The organism is Umezakia ovalisporum Ak1311, assembly GCF_029891685.1.
Taxonomy (GTDB): domain Bacteria; phylum Cyanobacteriota; class Cyanobacteriia; order Cyanobacteriales; family Nostocaceae; genus Umezakia; species Umezakia ovalisporum.
The window spans coordinates 1-14,512 of the sequence record NZ_JANQDJ010000080.1 but is presented as its reverse complement, the minus strand read 5'-3'; the positions used below and the strand labels follow the sequence as shown (position 1 = coordinate 14,512).

General features: G+C 41.1%; 11 protein-coding genes and 1 pseudogene. 2 read left to right on the top strand and 10 right to left on the bottom strand.

The annotated features are described in order from the left end of the window. Positions 1-66 precede the first annotated feature (66 nt). The 7 genes from NWP25_RS15600 to NWP25_RS15570 form a co-directional block, all read right to left on the bottom strand. The gene (locus tag NWP25_RS15600; protein WP_280652729.1) at positions 67-930 is read right to left on the bottom strand and encodes a DUF5895 domain-containing protein; all 864 of its coding nucleotides are present in this window, start codon (positions 928-930) and stop codon (positions 67-69) included. A gap of 357 nt (positions 931-1,287) precedes the next feature. After that, the gene (locus NWP25_RS15595; protein WP_280652730.1) at positions 1,288-1,974 is read right to left on the bottom strand and encodes a PHP domain-containing protein; all 687 of its coding nucleotides are present in this window, start codon (positions 1,972-1,974) and stop codon (positions 1,288-1,290) included. 1,037 nt (positions 1,975-3,011) lie between these two features. Continuing rightward, the gene (purM, locus tag NWP25_RS15590) at positions 3,012-4,037 is read right to left on the bottom strand and encodes a phosphoribosylformylglycinamidine cyclo-ligase (protein ID WP_280652742.1); all 1,026 of its coding nucleotides are present in this window, start codon (positions 4,035-4,037) and stop codon (positions 3,012-3,014) included. 73 nt (positions 4,038-4,110) lie between these two features. Then, entirely contained in the window at positions 4,111-4,317 is a 207-nt protein-coding gene (locus NWP25_RS15585; protein ID WP_280652731.1) for a hypothetical protein, read from the bottom strand. Positions 4,318-4,435: 118 nt separating this feature from the next. Beyond that, entirely contained in the window at positions 4,436-5,038 is a 603-nt protein-coding gene (sodB, locus tag NWP25_RS15580; RefSeq protein WP_280652732.1) for a superoxide dismutase [Fe], read from the bottom strand. 385 nt (positions 5,039-5,423) lie between these two features. Next, complete coding sequence (locus NWP25_RS15575; RefSeq protein ID WP_280652733.1) at positions 5,424-7,028, bottom strand: bifunctional pantoate--beta-alanine ligase/(d)CMP kinase; 1,605 nt, start codon at positions 7,026-7,028, stop codon at positions 5,424-5,426. 136 nt (positions 7,029-7,164) lie between these two features. Beyond that, on the bottom strand, positions 7,165-8,301 hold the full coding sequence (locus tag NWP25_RS15570) for a septal ring lytic transglycosylase RlpA family protein (RefSeq protein ID WP_280656385.1): 1,137 nt from the start codon (positions 8,299-8,301) through the stop codon (positions 7,165-7,167). Between the two features lie 797 nt (positions 8,302-9,098). Between NWP25_RS15570 and glsA the strand changes: the two genes are divergently transcribed. Next, positions 9,099-10,076, top strand: a complete 978-nt coding sequence (gene glsA, locus NWP25_RS15565; protein WP_280652735.1) for a glutaminase A — start codon at positions 9,099-9,101, stop codon at positions 10,074-10,076. Here glsA and NWP25_RS15560 read toward each other — a convergent pair. Further along, positions 10,073-12,091 (bottom strand): glycoside hydrolase family 10 protein, encoded by a 2,019-nt coding sequence (locus NWP25_RS15560; RefSeq protein WP_280652736.1) that lies wholly within the window; start codon positions 12,089-12,091, stop codon positions 10,073-10,075. The two genes, glsA and NWP25_RS15560, sit on opposite strands and share 4 nt — an antisense overlap. A 412-nt stretch (positions 12,092-12,503) precedes the next feature. Here NWP25_RS15560 and NWP25_RS15555 point away from each other — a divergent pair, with 412 nt between their 5' ends. Further along, on the top strand, positions 12,504-12,857 hold the full coding sequence (locus NWP25_RS15555; protein ID WP_280652737.1) for a hypothetical protein: 354 nt from the start codon (positions 12,504-12,506) through the stop codon (positions 12,855-12,857). Positions 12,858-12,892: 35 nt separating this feature from the next. Here the strand turns inward: NWP25_RS15555 and NWP25_RS15550 are convergent, their stop codons facing one another. Next, positions 12,893-14,290 (bottom strand): amidohydrolase, encoded by a 1,398-nt coding sequence (locus NWP25_RS15550; RefSeq protein WP_280652738.1) that lies wholly within the window; start codon positions 14,288-14,290, stop codon positions 12,893-12,895. A gap of 97 nt (positions 14,291-14,387) precedes the next feature. Then, a pseudogene (locus tag NWP25_RS18855) lies at positions 14,388-14,512 on the bottom strand (IS982 family transposase); the annotation flags it as partial.

Sequence of the window (14,512 nt, the reverse complement as noted above, 5' to 3'; positions counted from 1 at the left end):
GGGAATCAGGGAAAATACTAGTATTTATACTCTCCTATTCCCTACTCCGTAGTTATTACCACCACTCTAGTATGGTGGATAATCATCTTCATCCGGGTAAATATAAGAACTAGAAACCCCAATTGCTGCCATTTTGGGTGCTTCTACTTTGATAGATTCCTTACCAAACTCTTTGTATTCTTCAAAAGTCTTGCAGATGATTGCAGACTCAACAGAATCTGAAGCAATCAGGTATTCGGTTAATGTATCAACAGTAGGATGCTCATACTCCGCCGTTGAAGCTACCATGACAATATTTGGTTCAATTCCTCTTTCTTCACACTCAATCATTGGGCAGAAAATGCCATGAGCGTGAAATAACGGGCCTTTTGGTGACAGAGGTTGCTGGCGATACACAGCATAAGCTCTTTCCAGTTCAGCTAGGAAGCCACTGATCACTCTTCCTTGTTGAAACTCACAGTAATTTTTGCTAAAACTCGCTCCTGCTGCGCCGCTAAGGGTTAATTGTAATGGAGATTCGTGCAGAAACTTTTTATTTGCTCCTACTAGGTAAATGAGGTGGCGAGTAAAGGTTAAAAATTTAAGTTTGTCTGCTAAAAAAGCTTCATAATTTTCTTTAAGAGTACCAAGTTTATTACCAGTTTCCCGATCTTTGACAGATAAAGGACCTCGGCGGACTACAACTAACTTTGGGGTAGTGGTGATAAAAACTGTTTCCACTTTAGAGCTAAATTCATGCTCTACCTGTTGCCAATTTTCATCGGGTTGAAAGCCTACAGCAGTCGCATTATCTAATTTAATCGCTAACCCGTGGGGCTGGATACCATCTATGCCATACCGAGGGTTAATCATCTGACACCAGGGTATGGTTTTATTAGGGGGTGCGTTAAATTTATCGTCCTCAAAGTCGAAGTTAACAGATGCTGGCATCGTTTTAGACCATCAAAAGTTTTGTGATCAATAAGTTTAATAAGATGGGCAATGGGTAGGCTGCTGTGGTTGCAAGTACTTCTTCAGACCATACCTTATTGTTAAGGAACATTCTACCGAATCCACAATTAATTCACAGTAAGTTAAGGATCTTGATTGGCGCAAGGTGGAATATGATGAAAACTAGTACTTTTATACCATTTAGGTGACAGATCAGGTACGTTCAAGAGGCAAATTTTTACAACAGTTTGCCAAGGCGCTGTTGGATTTTTCCTCTAGGAATAATTCAGCAAGTCCACCATAACAATAAATTCCTGGTTGGACTGGCCAGGAATGTTAATAAATTTTGCTTCATCCTTACAAGCGTTGTAGCAAACTTAGACCGTGGGTATCAGTACCACAGGTATTAAACAGTCGATATTCATTAGCTAACTGTTGTACCTGTTGTGTTTCTAAAGTACTGGGTTGCCAAGGTTTAGGGTTCTTGTAAGCGTAGAAAGCCTCAACACCGTCAATTCCCCATTCAGCCGCAGCTGGAATTAATTCAAAATGCGATCGCTTGTAACGAGCTGGATGAGCTAAAACTGCCAATCCCCCGGCTTGATGTATAGCAGCAATTATGTTATTTGCTTCATACTCTTTGCCTGTAGTACTTTGACTTTGTAAATAGGGTTTGATACTGGGATGTTCTGGCTCAAACGCGTAAGCCAAAATATGTACTTCAACATCCAAAAGGTTAGCATTAATTTCTACCCCGCTCCATAGATAAGGGGTGTTTTCACTGCCATTTTTCCACTGCCAATCTTCTAACCATAATTGTGCGGCTTGATACCCCCCAATACTATGATGGTCTGTAATAGCTAATCCTTGTAGCCCAATAGCGATGGCCTGTTCCATCAATGTACTTGGTTGCAACCTGCCATCAGAGTAGACAGTGTGCATATGAAAATTAAATATTCTGGGACAGCTTTCAGCATTAACCCTCTGGAAAACTTGCCTTAAAATTTCTGTGCAAGTAGATGTCCGAGCAAAATTTATAACCATAAGCTTCTCTAAACGAAAATACGTGATTCCCCACACACCAGCACGCCACACCTAACCTATTTGCGAGAAAAACTCCAAGACTTGAAAGTGTCCGCAGTTATTTTTCAGCTTTAGTAACCAAATTTCTCAATATGTTAAGACTACCTTAGCAAATCTCAATGCTAACGGTCATGAGTATTTCCAATTGCTTGTATAAAGATAGTCAAAAATTTTTCAATAACATATTTAACTAACTTCGCGGAATTGCTCATTTGTCTATCTTTGATGTGGCGAGATGACTCCCAGTATAGCGACGAAGGAGTTTACCCACAGATGAATCACGACCAATATAAAAATCCACCCCAGGCAGACATTTTAGTACTCCCAACAATGATAAAGTAGAAACATTACCGACAATGCACTCAGACCACGGTGAGCCAGGATTGATATTCTCCCCAGACAACTGGCATCACCAAAAGGAAACACCGGAATGGCGGGGGAATATTGTGAGTGAGATAAGGTACATAAGAGTAAGTGTGGATTTGAATGTGACAGGGATTTAAACGCAGCGGTTAATATGAGTCAGTGCGGTCTCGGGGTCTCCCTGAGGTCACAGGGTTAGGTTTTTTACATTGTCGTCAGGGCAACACAAGGAGGTATCGTAGACAAGAAAATTATGCCTCTTATGAAAAGAGACATCTTTAAGAGCTATTAAAAGCAATTGATGAAGAAAAAGGAGGTGGGAATGGGAATAAGCCATTTAAACAAATGCCTTTGCCAGTAAGTAAATCAGTGATAATGGTGAGTAATCCTTGCATAAAACAACAAATTTGACGGACACTTTTCCGGACAAAGGAGGGTTTGGGGGGCCGATGACGAGGAGGAAGTTGTTCTATGAAGCTTTAGGGAGGGTTTTGATTGATATCACTACCAACTGAGAGAGTCCACAGAGTGGCTGAAAAACCACCTATTTGGTCATTGAGAGAATATCTTTCTTCCGCAGGAAACTTTTAGGTTTTATATAACGGTCAGAAACTCATGTACACCGTCAATTATACCTATGGCAGACCCGTCAATGTACCCGAACCATCAATGACTTCACCAATTGCCAAAGCTGAAATATCCTGCGATTGAAAAAAAGTAATTGTCTTTTCCACCTGATAAGGTGGCACTAGCAACACAAAACCAATTCCCATATTAAAAGTATTGTACATAGCCTCAGCACTGACTGAACCGACCTCAGCTAGCCACTGAAATATAGGCGGAATAGTCCAACTGTGGGGTTGGATGTGAATACTTTGATTTTTACCCAAGCATCTGGGTAAATTCTCTGGTAATCCACCACCTGTAATATGAGCCATACCATGAATTTCTAACTCAGCTTGACGAGATGCGAGAACAGGCTTGACATAAATTTGTGTAGGTTTGAGAAAAGCTTCTGCTATAGTTTCACCACCCAATAATGGTGGACGTTCACTCCAATCCAAAGCGCGATCGCTGACAATTTTCCGCACCAAACTCAAGCCATTACTGTGTACACCCGTACTAGGAAGTGCGATGGCTACATCCCCAAGTTGCACCTGAGAACCATCTAACATTTGGCTTTTTTCCACAATTCCCACACAAAACCCAGCCAAATCATACTCACCTACTGAATAGAAACCGGGCATTTCTGCGGTTTCTCCTCCTAACAAAGCACAACCCGCCAGGCTACACCCAGCAGCTATACCCGCCACCACCTGAGTCAATTGCTCTGGTTCTAACTTACCCGTAGCCACATAATCTAAAAAAAACAGTGGTTCTGCACCTGATGTCAGCACATCATTAACACACATCGCTACTAAATCAATCCCCACCGTGTCATGACAGTTGAGAATCTGAGCTATTTTCAGCTTTGTACCTACACCATCCGTTCCCGAAACCAACACAGGTTCTTTAAAACCAGGTGGTAGTTGAAAGCAACCGCCAAAACCACCTATTCCCCCAATAACTTCTGGTCTAAAAGTACTGTGAACTAAATTGCGAATTTGATCTACAAAAGCTCTACCCGCCTCAACATCAACCCCAGCATCCCGATAATCCATTCCTAACTGCACCGTTATCAGTTCATTACCAACTTAGGCTATCATTTCACCATGGTTACTTGTGAGTTAACCATTAAAATACTTCCTCTTCCAGACCACACCACCATTCACCCAAATTCATCAAATCTTGATGAATATCCGCTAATTCATTAGCATATGCATCTTCTGAAATACTGGCTTGGCGTTCTTGTAATTTCTTCAACCGTAGCTGTACTAATAGCCAAGGTTTAGCAATGCTATTTGTTGATTCCACATATTGAGCTAGTTCTTTACTATCCATAGCAGCCTCTACTTTTTACTCAGTAAAAACAGCCACGGTACTAGTCGTGACTGCTTGCAGTGGTCGTAAATTAAATGACTTTTAGACCTTGAGATACCTGAGCCAAACTGACAGATGATTAGGCTTTAGCGTAATTTTCGGCTACAAAGTCCCAATTTACCAACTGCTCTAAAAAGTTCTTGATGAAAGCTGGACGAGCATTTCTGTAGTCAATGTAGTAAGCGTGCTCCCAAACATCCAAAGTTAGGAGTGCCTTCTTACCATGAGCCAAGGGGTTCTCTGCATTTGGTGTCTTCATTACCTTCAGAGTACCACCATCATCAATCAACCAAGCCCAGCCACTGCCAAATTGAGTTGCAGCCGCGTTAGAAAAATCTTCCTTAAAATTGTCGAAGCCACCAAAATCCTGATTAATCTTAGCTGCTAAATCACCAGTGGGTGCGCCACCACCTGCCGGCTTCATGCAATTCCAGAAAAAGCTATGATTCCAAACTTGAGCACCATTATTAAAGATTCCCACCTTAGAGGGATCTTTAAAAGAAATTTGGATCACTTCTTCCAGAGACTTATAAGCAAGTTCTGTACCTTCGGTGAGCTTGTTCAAGTTGTTCACATAGGCTGCATGATGTTTGCCGTAGTGATACTCAAAAGTCTCGCCCTTCATGCCATACGGCTCTAGAGCATTAAAATCGTAAGGTAAAGCGGGCTGTGTAAATGCCATTTTGTGAAATCCTCTCTTTACTGTTTTCCAGTTGAAAGCTGTTGTAGCAGCTCAGGGAATTACAGGTTTTATGTGTAGCAGTCTTATATCCAATCAAATAAAGAATATAAAACTTAACATCGTCATTCTACTACCAAAGTGAGGATTCCAACAAAATACAGTTGTATTTCCCCCAAACTACTACAAATTAATCATTATTAATAATAACTACTAATAACCCCCAGCAAAACCCCCACTGAAATAAATACCTCCCTCCTCTCGCTTGTTGCGGCAAGACTAAAACATTGGATTAGTTAAGATAGAGCTAATAAAACGCTCATCAACACGCCATTAAACCCAATAATAGAGACATTAACTAATGCCAAACTTTAGCCTTGTCACACCACTACAACCGAGAGCAGCGTTCTTGATAATAGTTAACAATTATTGCTGTGACTTCAGACTCCTTCAGACCATCAGACTGTATCTCAAGAGCATCTGGTGCTTTTTGTAAAGGAGAAACTTTACGAGTACTATCTTTCCAGTCACGTTCAGCAATATCGCGTTTCAGCTGCTCTAAATTCACATCAGGTTGACCCTGTTTTTTAAAATCTTGCTGACGGCGATGTGCCCGTTCACTGACTGATGCAGTTAAAAACACCTTTACTTCAGCATCGGGGAAAACATGAGTCCCAATGTCTCGACCTTCCGCAACTAAACCACCTTTTTTACCCCAGCTTTGCTGTTTTTTAACAAGTGCTTGACGTACAGCACTTTGTGCTGCTACTGCGGACACTTGAGATGTCACCTCACTCGTGCGAATTGCCTCAGTAATATCAACACCATTAATCCAAACCCTGACTGGAAAATGCAGATCATCAGTGGGGGTAAGTTCAATATTACACTGATTAACTAACTCCGCAATCGCACATTCATCCTCAACAGCAATACCTTGTTGTAGCACTAGCCAAGTTACAGCCCGGTACATAGCTCCTGTATCTAGATACACTAGACCAAGCTTCGCTGCCACTTGACGAGCCACTGTAGATTTACCAGCGCCTGCGGGGCCATCGATGGCGATAATCGGTTGACGATTGCTCAAGATGGTATTATCAATTAAACGGGTCGAACCAAGACGAGCTGCGATCGCCAGCATTCCTTCCTCCTCAATTTTTTCTAGAGACATCAACGTAGTCGGTTTAACTAATTCAACATATTCCACAATTAGATTACTAACCTTTGCGAGTTCTCGTTGTACCACTGCTATCAGCTCACTGCTATCACGAACACCTGCCTTAAAAGCAGCAGATCCCTGGCGTAAACCCCGATATAAGATCGCGGCTTGCTCTTTTTCTTGTGTAGTCAAATATTGATTACGAGAACTCAAAGCCAGACCTGAAGGTTCCCGCACTGTTGGACAAGCAACAATTTCTATTGGAAAATTCAAATCAGCCACCAGCCGTTTAATAATAGCCAATTGCTGACCATCTTTTTGTCCAAAGTAGGCTTTGTCAGGTTGTACCAAATTGAAAAGCTTGGTTACAATTGTCGCTACACCTTCAAAGTGACCTATCCGAGAACGACCACATAAGCCTGAAATTATAGCAGATGGAGGAGTTACTTGTGTAACTTGTAATTTTTGTATAAGTTTTTGAGAAACACCCATTTCCTCGGGAGTAGGTGCAAAAATTGCATCTACCCCTGCTTGCATACAGAGTTGTTGGTCTGATTTTAAACTGCGGGGATAGCGTTCATAATCCTCATCAGGACTAAATTGCAGCGGATTGACGAAAATACTGACAATTACCGTAGAATTTTCTTGTCTTGCTCTTTTAATCAAGCTTAAATGACCTTGATGCAATCCTCCCATCGTAGGCACCAAACCGACAGCCGTATGATACCAACTAGTCATCTCATCTAGTTCCAAATCTTCTGGAACCCTCAGATGATTTTCTGAACAGCGTTGAGTTAAATAGCAGCGTAAAGCCGCAACTGTTGTCAGCAGGCGCACAAAATACCCCTAGTTCTTTTTAAGATTCTCCCCCGATGGGGAGAGACAAGGCAGCCAAAGAAGGAAGGTGGACAGGGAAGGCTAACTACTATCCCGTCAGTCCTATTTTCCTTCCCCTTTGTCCTATCTTAAAGAGTTATCTACCAAGAATTTCAATCTTCACTGGTGCAAGACCAGTATTGATCATTCCTATAGCTTTAGCTGCACCAGTAGATATATCAATGATTCGACCCCGAATGAATGGGCCGCGGTCGTTAATTCGTACTACAACCGAACGACCATTGCGAATGTTGGTGACACGGACTCGTGTACCAAAGGGTAAGCTACGATGGGCAGCAGTCAAGGCTTCTGGATTAAATCTCTCCCCCGTTGCCGTAGGTCTCCCAGCGAAACCGCGACCGTAAAAGGAAGCTATACCTCGGAAACTGAGTCGTCTATTGGTGGAAATCAGTTGTGCCTGGGGTGGTAAAGAAATTTTGGAATGTTCTGGTAGGTTAGCAATTTCATTGATGGGAGATGCATTGCCAATTATTCTCCGCAAGCGATTAGTTGCTTGCAACGCATCTTTTGCCAAATCGTTGGTGGTATTTGCCAGCCTCGTTTTTGCATTGATTTCTACCAATTCTTGGTCATTAACTTTGATGATATAGCCATCGCCTCCGGCACTGCGCCTTGTACAATCCCTTGGTTGTTGTTGCACAGAGGCACTTTTATTCTGGGGTTGATGGGTAACTGTAGATTGGCCCTCACAGTTCCAACTGACGGTAATCTGTTTAGCGTCCTGACTGTTTCGGACCAGCTGGTTAATACTAGCTGCTATTAAACCAGCTCTATGGACTGGGTCGTCATGAAGCGATTTCTTTAGGTTGTTCGCATTCGTAGACTTTCCTACACTGGTTAACTTGGTTGAGTTACCGGCAATTGAGGCAAAGGACTGTTGTCCCTCAGTTTCTTCAATTACACCAACTTTTGTATCAACACTTGTGACTGGCTGAGAGCTCAAAAAGGTGAGAACTGGAATGTTTTTGATAAACAGGGTTGCCGCCTTGCGACCTCCAATATTGTGAGAATGAATCTTTGTCATCACATTATCCGAGGTAAGTTTCCCTGCTGAGGTTTTTAACTCCCCCACTTTCACAGCATCGCCAACTGATGATTTTTGAGCAACTAGAGTGGCTGCCTTTGCCGTAGTAGTTTGAGTGCGACCGACTGAGGGCGTACCCACAGCAGTCAGAAACAGGGCGACAATAGTCCACAAATATCTTTGATTCATGCGTCAGATTTTTAAAGCGACTGTAGAACAGCAGTTTCTTAGTTCGCGGGATTTTGTGCCACTTGAAAGTGGCCTATTCTTAATAACTCGAACTTGTTCCGCTTTCACTTTCGTTTATTAACTGCAACACAGTAACATGAATTTTTGAGCTTGGGGATCAGGGTTTTAGCGTAGATATACATCACCAAATTCAATTTCAATTCTAATTTTTAGGGCAAAACCTTTCTCAAATGAGGATTTTGACCATGTAACGTTTTTTTCAATTAACAAAATTTTTAATACGAAAATTTAATATTTTGCTAATTTTTAATTAGCTGTAAGACTCCTGATAGAAAAATGTAGTTAAAATAACATATAAATTTATTAAATATTGTAGATAATAATTCAACATATTGAAGTCTAAAGTCTCTCACAATCTTTGATTATATTGAGTGGATAAACTGCTGATATGCCACTAACAATCTTCTGTAACGAGACTCGCAGAGATTATTTATTTTAGATAGCTTAATAGCCATCTTTTGACTTGGACTGATCTGATTATATCTACCCTACCAGCATATACTTAATAAGTTGATAAAGTAAGTATTATTTGAAACTTTTTACTTTTGTTAAAACACGTAAAAAAGTCAGCTAATCAGGTAAATAAAAAATTTTTACCAACAAATTAAAATCGATGGTGAGACAATAAAAAAACCTTTATTGGCATGAGTGGATTAAAAAGTATGTAATAAATAATACAAGTATTTTCCCTTGCCATATTAACTCAAATATGAATAAGACACCAGACTTTCAGTCTTATGGCAAATCAAGCACATCCAAAAGATTTAGAAATCCCCTCAGCTCCATTTTTAGCTGTTCTCAACGACTTATATTCCCAATACAAGTCCCTAAAAGAAGGACAACTAGCAAACTACATTCCCGAACTAGCAAAAGTCAATCCCGAATTATTCAGTATTTGCATTGCCACAGTAGATGGGCAAACTTACTCAGTGGGAAACCATCAACAACAATTCACCATTCAATCCATCTCCAAGGTGTTTGCCTACGGCCTTGCTTTAGAAGACCATGGTAGAGACTATGTTTTAACCAAAGTTGGTGTGGAACCAACAGGAGACGCATTCAATGCCATTATTCTTGATGAACAGTCCAAGCGACCTTACAACCCAATGGTGAATGCAGGTGCCATCGCCACCACCAGTTTAATCAAAGGGTCTGGAGCAACGGAACGCTTAAACCGGGTGCTGGATATGTTTAGCAAATACACCGGACACAATGCACTCGTTGACATCTCAGTTTTTACCTCTGAACGCAGCACAGGACACCGCAACCGCGCCATAGCCCACCTGATGCTTAACTTTGGGATGATTGACCATAACATTGAAGAAGTTTTAGACCTTTACTTTCAGCAATGTGCTGTAATGGTAAATTGCCAAGACCTAGCCCTAATGGCGGCCACCCTTGCCAACAGAGGTATTAACCCAATCACAGGCAAACAAGCACTAGATAGTCGTTACATTAAAGATATTCTCAGCATTATGTATACCTGTGGAATGTATAACTTTGCAGGTGAATGGGCTTACAAAGTTGGCCTTCCAGCTAAAAGTGGTGTTTGTGGTGGGATTATAGCAGTTGTACCTCACAAAATCGGCATTGGAGTATTTTCCCCACTCTTAGATATGCGTGGTAACAGCCTCCGGGGAGTCAAAGTGTGCGAGGAACTTTCCCGGCGGCTAGGATTACATTTATTTGAATGTTCAACAGATACTACATTTTAATTAACCTTAACCACCACACCCAAACTCTCATTTGCCAACCTATCAACAGCACACACAGCATAAGTTCCAGCCTGTTGTACAGTAGCGAAAGTTGTACCAGCAGATAACACCCGTTGAAGTATCCAATTGTTACCAGTTTGTCGATAAAGTGTCCAAGAACGAACCCACTGATTATTACCAAGTTGCCAACTCAACCGGCGATTGTTAACTTGTACTTGTTGCGGCGGAAGTGGTGCCGCTCCATTCTGCCATGACATAGCAGGTACACAAGCTGGGGAAGCATAAAGAGATCTTCTGAATATGTCAGCAATTCCCTCACGATTTTGATTAATCGAATTCATGCTAAAAAAGATATTACCTAGTGACAACTTAGCCGCCAGGTTGCGAGTAATTATCACTTGTTTGTTAACTTCCTCATTTTTCCATGCTTTCCCATCCAGTTGACTGATATTGTTCCCCACATATATATGTCGCTGCTGAGGATTATTTTCTGTCCACCATTTCAGTAATAGCGGATAACTTTGTGCAGCTTGGTCAATGCGCCAATAAAGTTGAGGAGCTATGTAATCAATCCAGCCTTGCTCCAACCATTTTTTAGCATCGGCATACAGCACATCATAGGCATCCAAACCCCTAATTCCCTCTGGCTGTCCAGGTCGGTAAATACCAAAAGGACTAATGCCGAATTTAACGTAAGGCTTTGTAGCTTTAATTCCTTGAAATAGCCGCAACACCATTTGATTCACATTTTCCCGTCGCCATTCACTTAAACTGAGTTTACCGCCAGTTAATCTGTAAGCTGCATAGGTCTTATTATCAGGGAAAATCCGATTCTGGATAGGATAAGGATAAAAATAATCATCCAAGTGAACACCATCTATATCATAGCGATCCACAACATCCATAATGACATTGTAAGCCCTGTCCTGGACAATCTTAACTCCTGGATCCATCCAAAGTTGATTTCCCCATTGATAAACCACTTCAGGATTAGTCAAAGCTATATGGGGTCTAACATTGGGTGTAGACTTAGTGCTACTCTTAGCTCGGTAGGGATTAAACCAAGCATGAAGTTCAATATTACGCTTGTGACACTCCGCGATCGCAAACTCCAAAGGGTCATAAAAAGGCTCTGGTGGTTTTCCTTGGGTTCCCGTCAACCAAGCACTCCAAGGTTCCAAATCCGAAGCATACAACGCATCACCCTCTGGTCGTACCTGCAAAATCAGAGCATTAAAATTGAGACTTTGTAATCCGTCCAAAATTTCCACCAACTCAGCCTGTTGTTGTAGCGTTGAAAGTCCCGGCTTAGAAGGCCAATCACTATTCCATACCGTGGTCACCCACACCCCGCGAAACTCTCGCCCATGGCCAACCCTAATAGTTTCAGAACTTGGTACAAACCCAGAAGGAACTACAATATACTCTGAAGAAATTTTATCAGCTTTACCCAAATAAATTAAAGCCTGATATACCATCACAGCCACCTCAGCACGAGTTGAGGCCATATTGGGGTTAAGCAACTTAACATTGGGGTAATTAACTACCAACTCAGTTCTAGTTGCCATAGCCACTTGACTTCTAGCATAACCAGGGATTTTATTTGCATCTTGATAAAATCGTGGTAATGCAGTCAGCAAATCTGGTTTAACATCAGCAGCCATCCCCAAGCCATTGACCATAGCAACCAAAACATCACCGCGTAAAATTCTGTCATTGGGGCGAAAACGCTTATCAGGATAGCCAACAATAAAACCTGTTTCGTAAGCCTTTTTAATAGCACCTAACGCCCAGTGATTAGAAGGTACATCAGTAAAAGGAACATATTCACGCCGCGGTGAACCTGTAAACACCGCCCCAACCATAGCAGCAAACTCAGCGCGAGTCACAGAATAATCGGGTCGAAAAGTTCCATTAGGATAGCCACTTAAAAACCCCCGCCCCGCCAATTCTTCAATGAATAACCTAGCCCAATGATTTTTAGTATCCCGGAAACCAGTAGAATCAGACATCATAATCAACACCAGCTAACTTAACTTCATACTCATATTCCTTGTTAAATTAACAACAGAAAAGCGATAATGCCCTTAATCGCTCATAAAATTTAAAAATTCTCATCACGAGGTTAATCTCTCTCCAGCATAAAAGGACAATCAACACAGAAACAAACCTGACACCCAAACAAACCTAGCAGCACCAGAACAAAAAATTTTCATATTTAACTCAAATAAAATGGAAATAATAAACAAATAACTGTGAGCGCTTTTTAAACTTACCAGCTAAAATATGAGATTAAAGAACTAACTTAACAATTCACCAGTGCGAAAACTCATACTTTACATATTATTTTTAATAAGCTTATTAAGCTTATTTAGCATTCTGGGATTTTCTTATATTTCTTCTCGCATCTCAAAACAACCACCCATAGTGACATGTCAGCAACAAGCATTCAATCCCCCACAAAGGGAAAAATACTATACCCATCCTCAAAGATTAGTAATTAAACCTTGGCGTGGACAACATAATGTTTACGCTATCTTCGTAATTCCTATTGGATACAAAAGTGATGATTTATTCACAGTATCAATACCTGGAAATCGAACTTATTGCGGAGGATTTCAGAATCTTGGCAAAATTTCACCTAGGGTTAATAAACCCCAACACTACACCTTGATTAAGGGATTTTTAAACACTCGTATTGCTCTCAAATTAATTGCCCAAGGTAAGCTCAGTGAACTACAAAAACCACAAAACTGGCAATTAGGTTACGTCAAGCGTTAGCCTCCAAAGCGAGCCAAGGAAATTTATTCTGAGTTTCACAAATCCATGACTTGGCGATAATGAGCTTCTAGTTCTGACACAGTTTGAGATTTGCGCTTTGTTTCCCACTGGCTGCGCCTAAATAATTCTTGCCGTAAATAATCCACATTAATAGTATTAACTCGACCATTACTAACAACTTGCCGTCCATTTACCCAAGCACTGTAAACAACATTTGTGGGACGACCTAAAACTATTAAACCAACAGGGTCTGTACGGGGAAGTAAAGACAAATTAGTTAAATCATAAAGCACCAAATCAGCTTCCTTACCCAGAGTCAGAGAACCAATTTTGTCCGCCACATTCAGTCCCTTTGCACCACCCAATGATGCCATTTCTATAGACTTTCTCGGTAAAATCCAATTGCGATAATCAAAATCTGTAACATTGTGCAAGATAGAACCAATCTTAATAGCTTCCAGCAGATCTTGAGAATCATTACTAGCAGCACCATCACAACCAAAAGAGACATTTACCCCAGCTTGGAGGTATTTTAAAATCGGAGCAATACCACTACCTAAACGCAAGTTACTTAAAGGATTGTGAACAACCGTACATTGACTTTGGGCAAGAATGTTAACATCATCATCATTCAACCAAACACAATGAGCCAAGGAAGTGCGATCGCTCAAATAACCAATGCGTTGTAAATATTCAACAGCGCTGCAACCGTATTTTTCTTGGGCTAGTTTTTCCTGTGCTTTCGTTTCCAGCAAGTGAGAGTGACGACAAAGACCATAGCCATCGCTCAAATCAATACATCCCTTAAATAAAGCATCAGTACACAATTGAATACCCGTGGGAGCAACCAACATACTCACACCCCCTTCGGGACAATGAAATTGTTTCACAGCCTCTTCTAGAATTTCTAGTATTGCTTTCGTTGTCCGAAAATAAAGCTCATGCTTTTGTACAGACTCCCCCGACGGTATACCGGCTGAGAGGGATTCATCTTGAATGAGCGGCGCGATAAAAGCACGAATTCCCACCTCTTGATAAGCGCGAATTGCCATAGCAATGGTTTCTAATTCTTGTCCAGGAATTAACACCAAATGATCCACCACACTTGTCCCACCGGAAAGTAAAGTTTCCACAGCCGTTCCCAAAGCACCGAGATAAACTTTTTCTAAATTTAGAGAGGCAAACTCATATAACTCCGCTAGCCACAATTCTAAAGGAAAGATAGACATAACTCCCCGTTGCCACATTTCTGAAGAGTGGGTGTGGGCATTAACAAAACCCGGTAGTAGAAGCTTATTGCTACCATCAAAAATAGTACCGATGACATCTAAATCAGGTGCTATGGCTGCTATTTTACCATCTACAACCCGCACATCTACAGTTAGATAATCGTCATTGGTAGCAATCAGAACGTTTTGAATAGTGAAATTCACTTTATTTAACCTTAATTAAGTAATTGAACAAACAGTAGAAATCCAAGTTAAAAATTTAAAAACTGTATTAGGCGTTCTCATTTACGCCTAATGTGAATTAAATAGGTTGAGACTGGAAAGTGAGAACATTAATACCAAAACGGCGACGAAGCAAAAGACGTAGAGTGTGAGAGGCAATTTTAGCCGCAATATGGACACAAAAGCCGTCAACAGTTTTGTTGA

Bases quoted from the DNA above. Each gene is read 5' to 3' on its own strand.
- NWP25_RS15600 (WP_280652729.1), bottom strand. From the start codon at position 930: ATGCCAGCATCTGTTAACTTCGACTTTGAGGACGATAAATTTAACGCA.
- NWP25_RS15595 (WP_280652730.1), bottom strand. From the start codon at position 1,974: ATGGTTATAAATTTTGCTCGGACATCTACTTGCACAGAAATTTTAAGG.
- purM (WP_280652742.1), bottom strand. From the start codon at position 4,037: ATGGATTATCGGGATGCTGGGGTTGATGTTGAGGCGGGTAGAGCTTTT.
- NWP25_RS15585 (WP_280652731.1), bottom strand. From the start codon at position 4,317: ATGGATAGTAAAGAACTAGCTCAATATGTGGAATCAACAAATAGCATT.
- sodB (WP_280652732.1), bottom strand. From the start codon at position 5,038: ATGGCATTTACACAGCCCGCTTTACCTTACGATTTTAATGCTCTAGAG.
- NWP25_RS15570 (WP_280656385.1), bottom strand. From the start codon at position 8,301: ATGAATCAAAGATATTTGTGGACTATTGTCGCCCTGTTTCTGACTGCT.
- glsA (WP_280652735.1), top strand. From the start codon at position 9,099: ATGGCAAATCAAGCACATCCAAAAGATTTAGAAATCCCCTCAGCTCCA.
- NWP25_RS15560 (WP_280652736.1), bottom strand. From the start codon at position 12,091: ATGATGTCTGATTCTACTGGTTTCCGGGATACTAAAAATCATTGGGCT.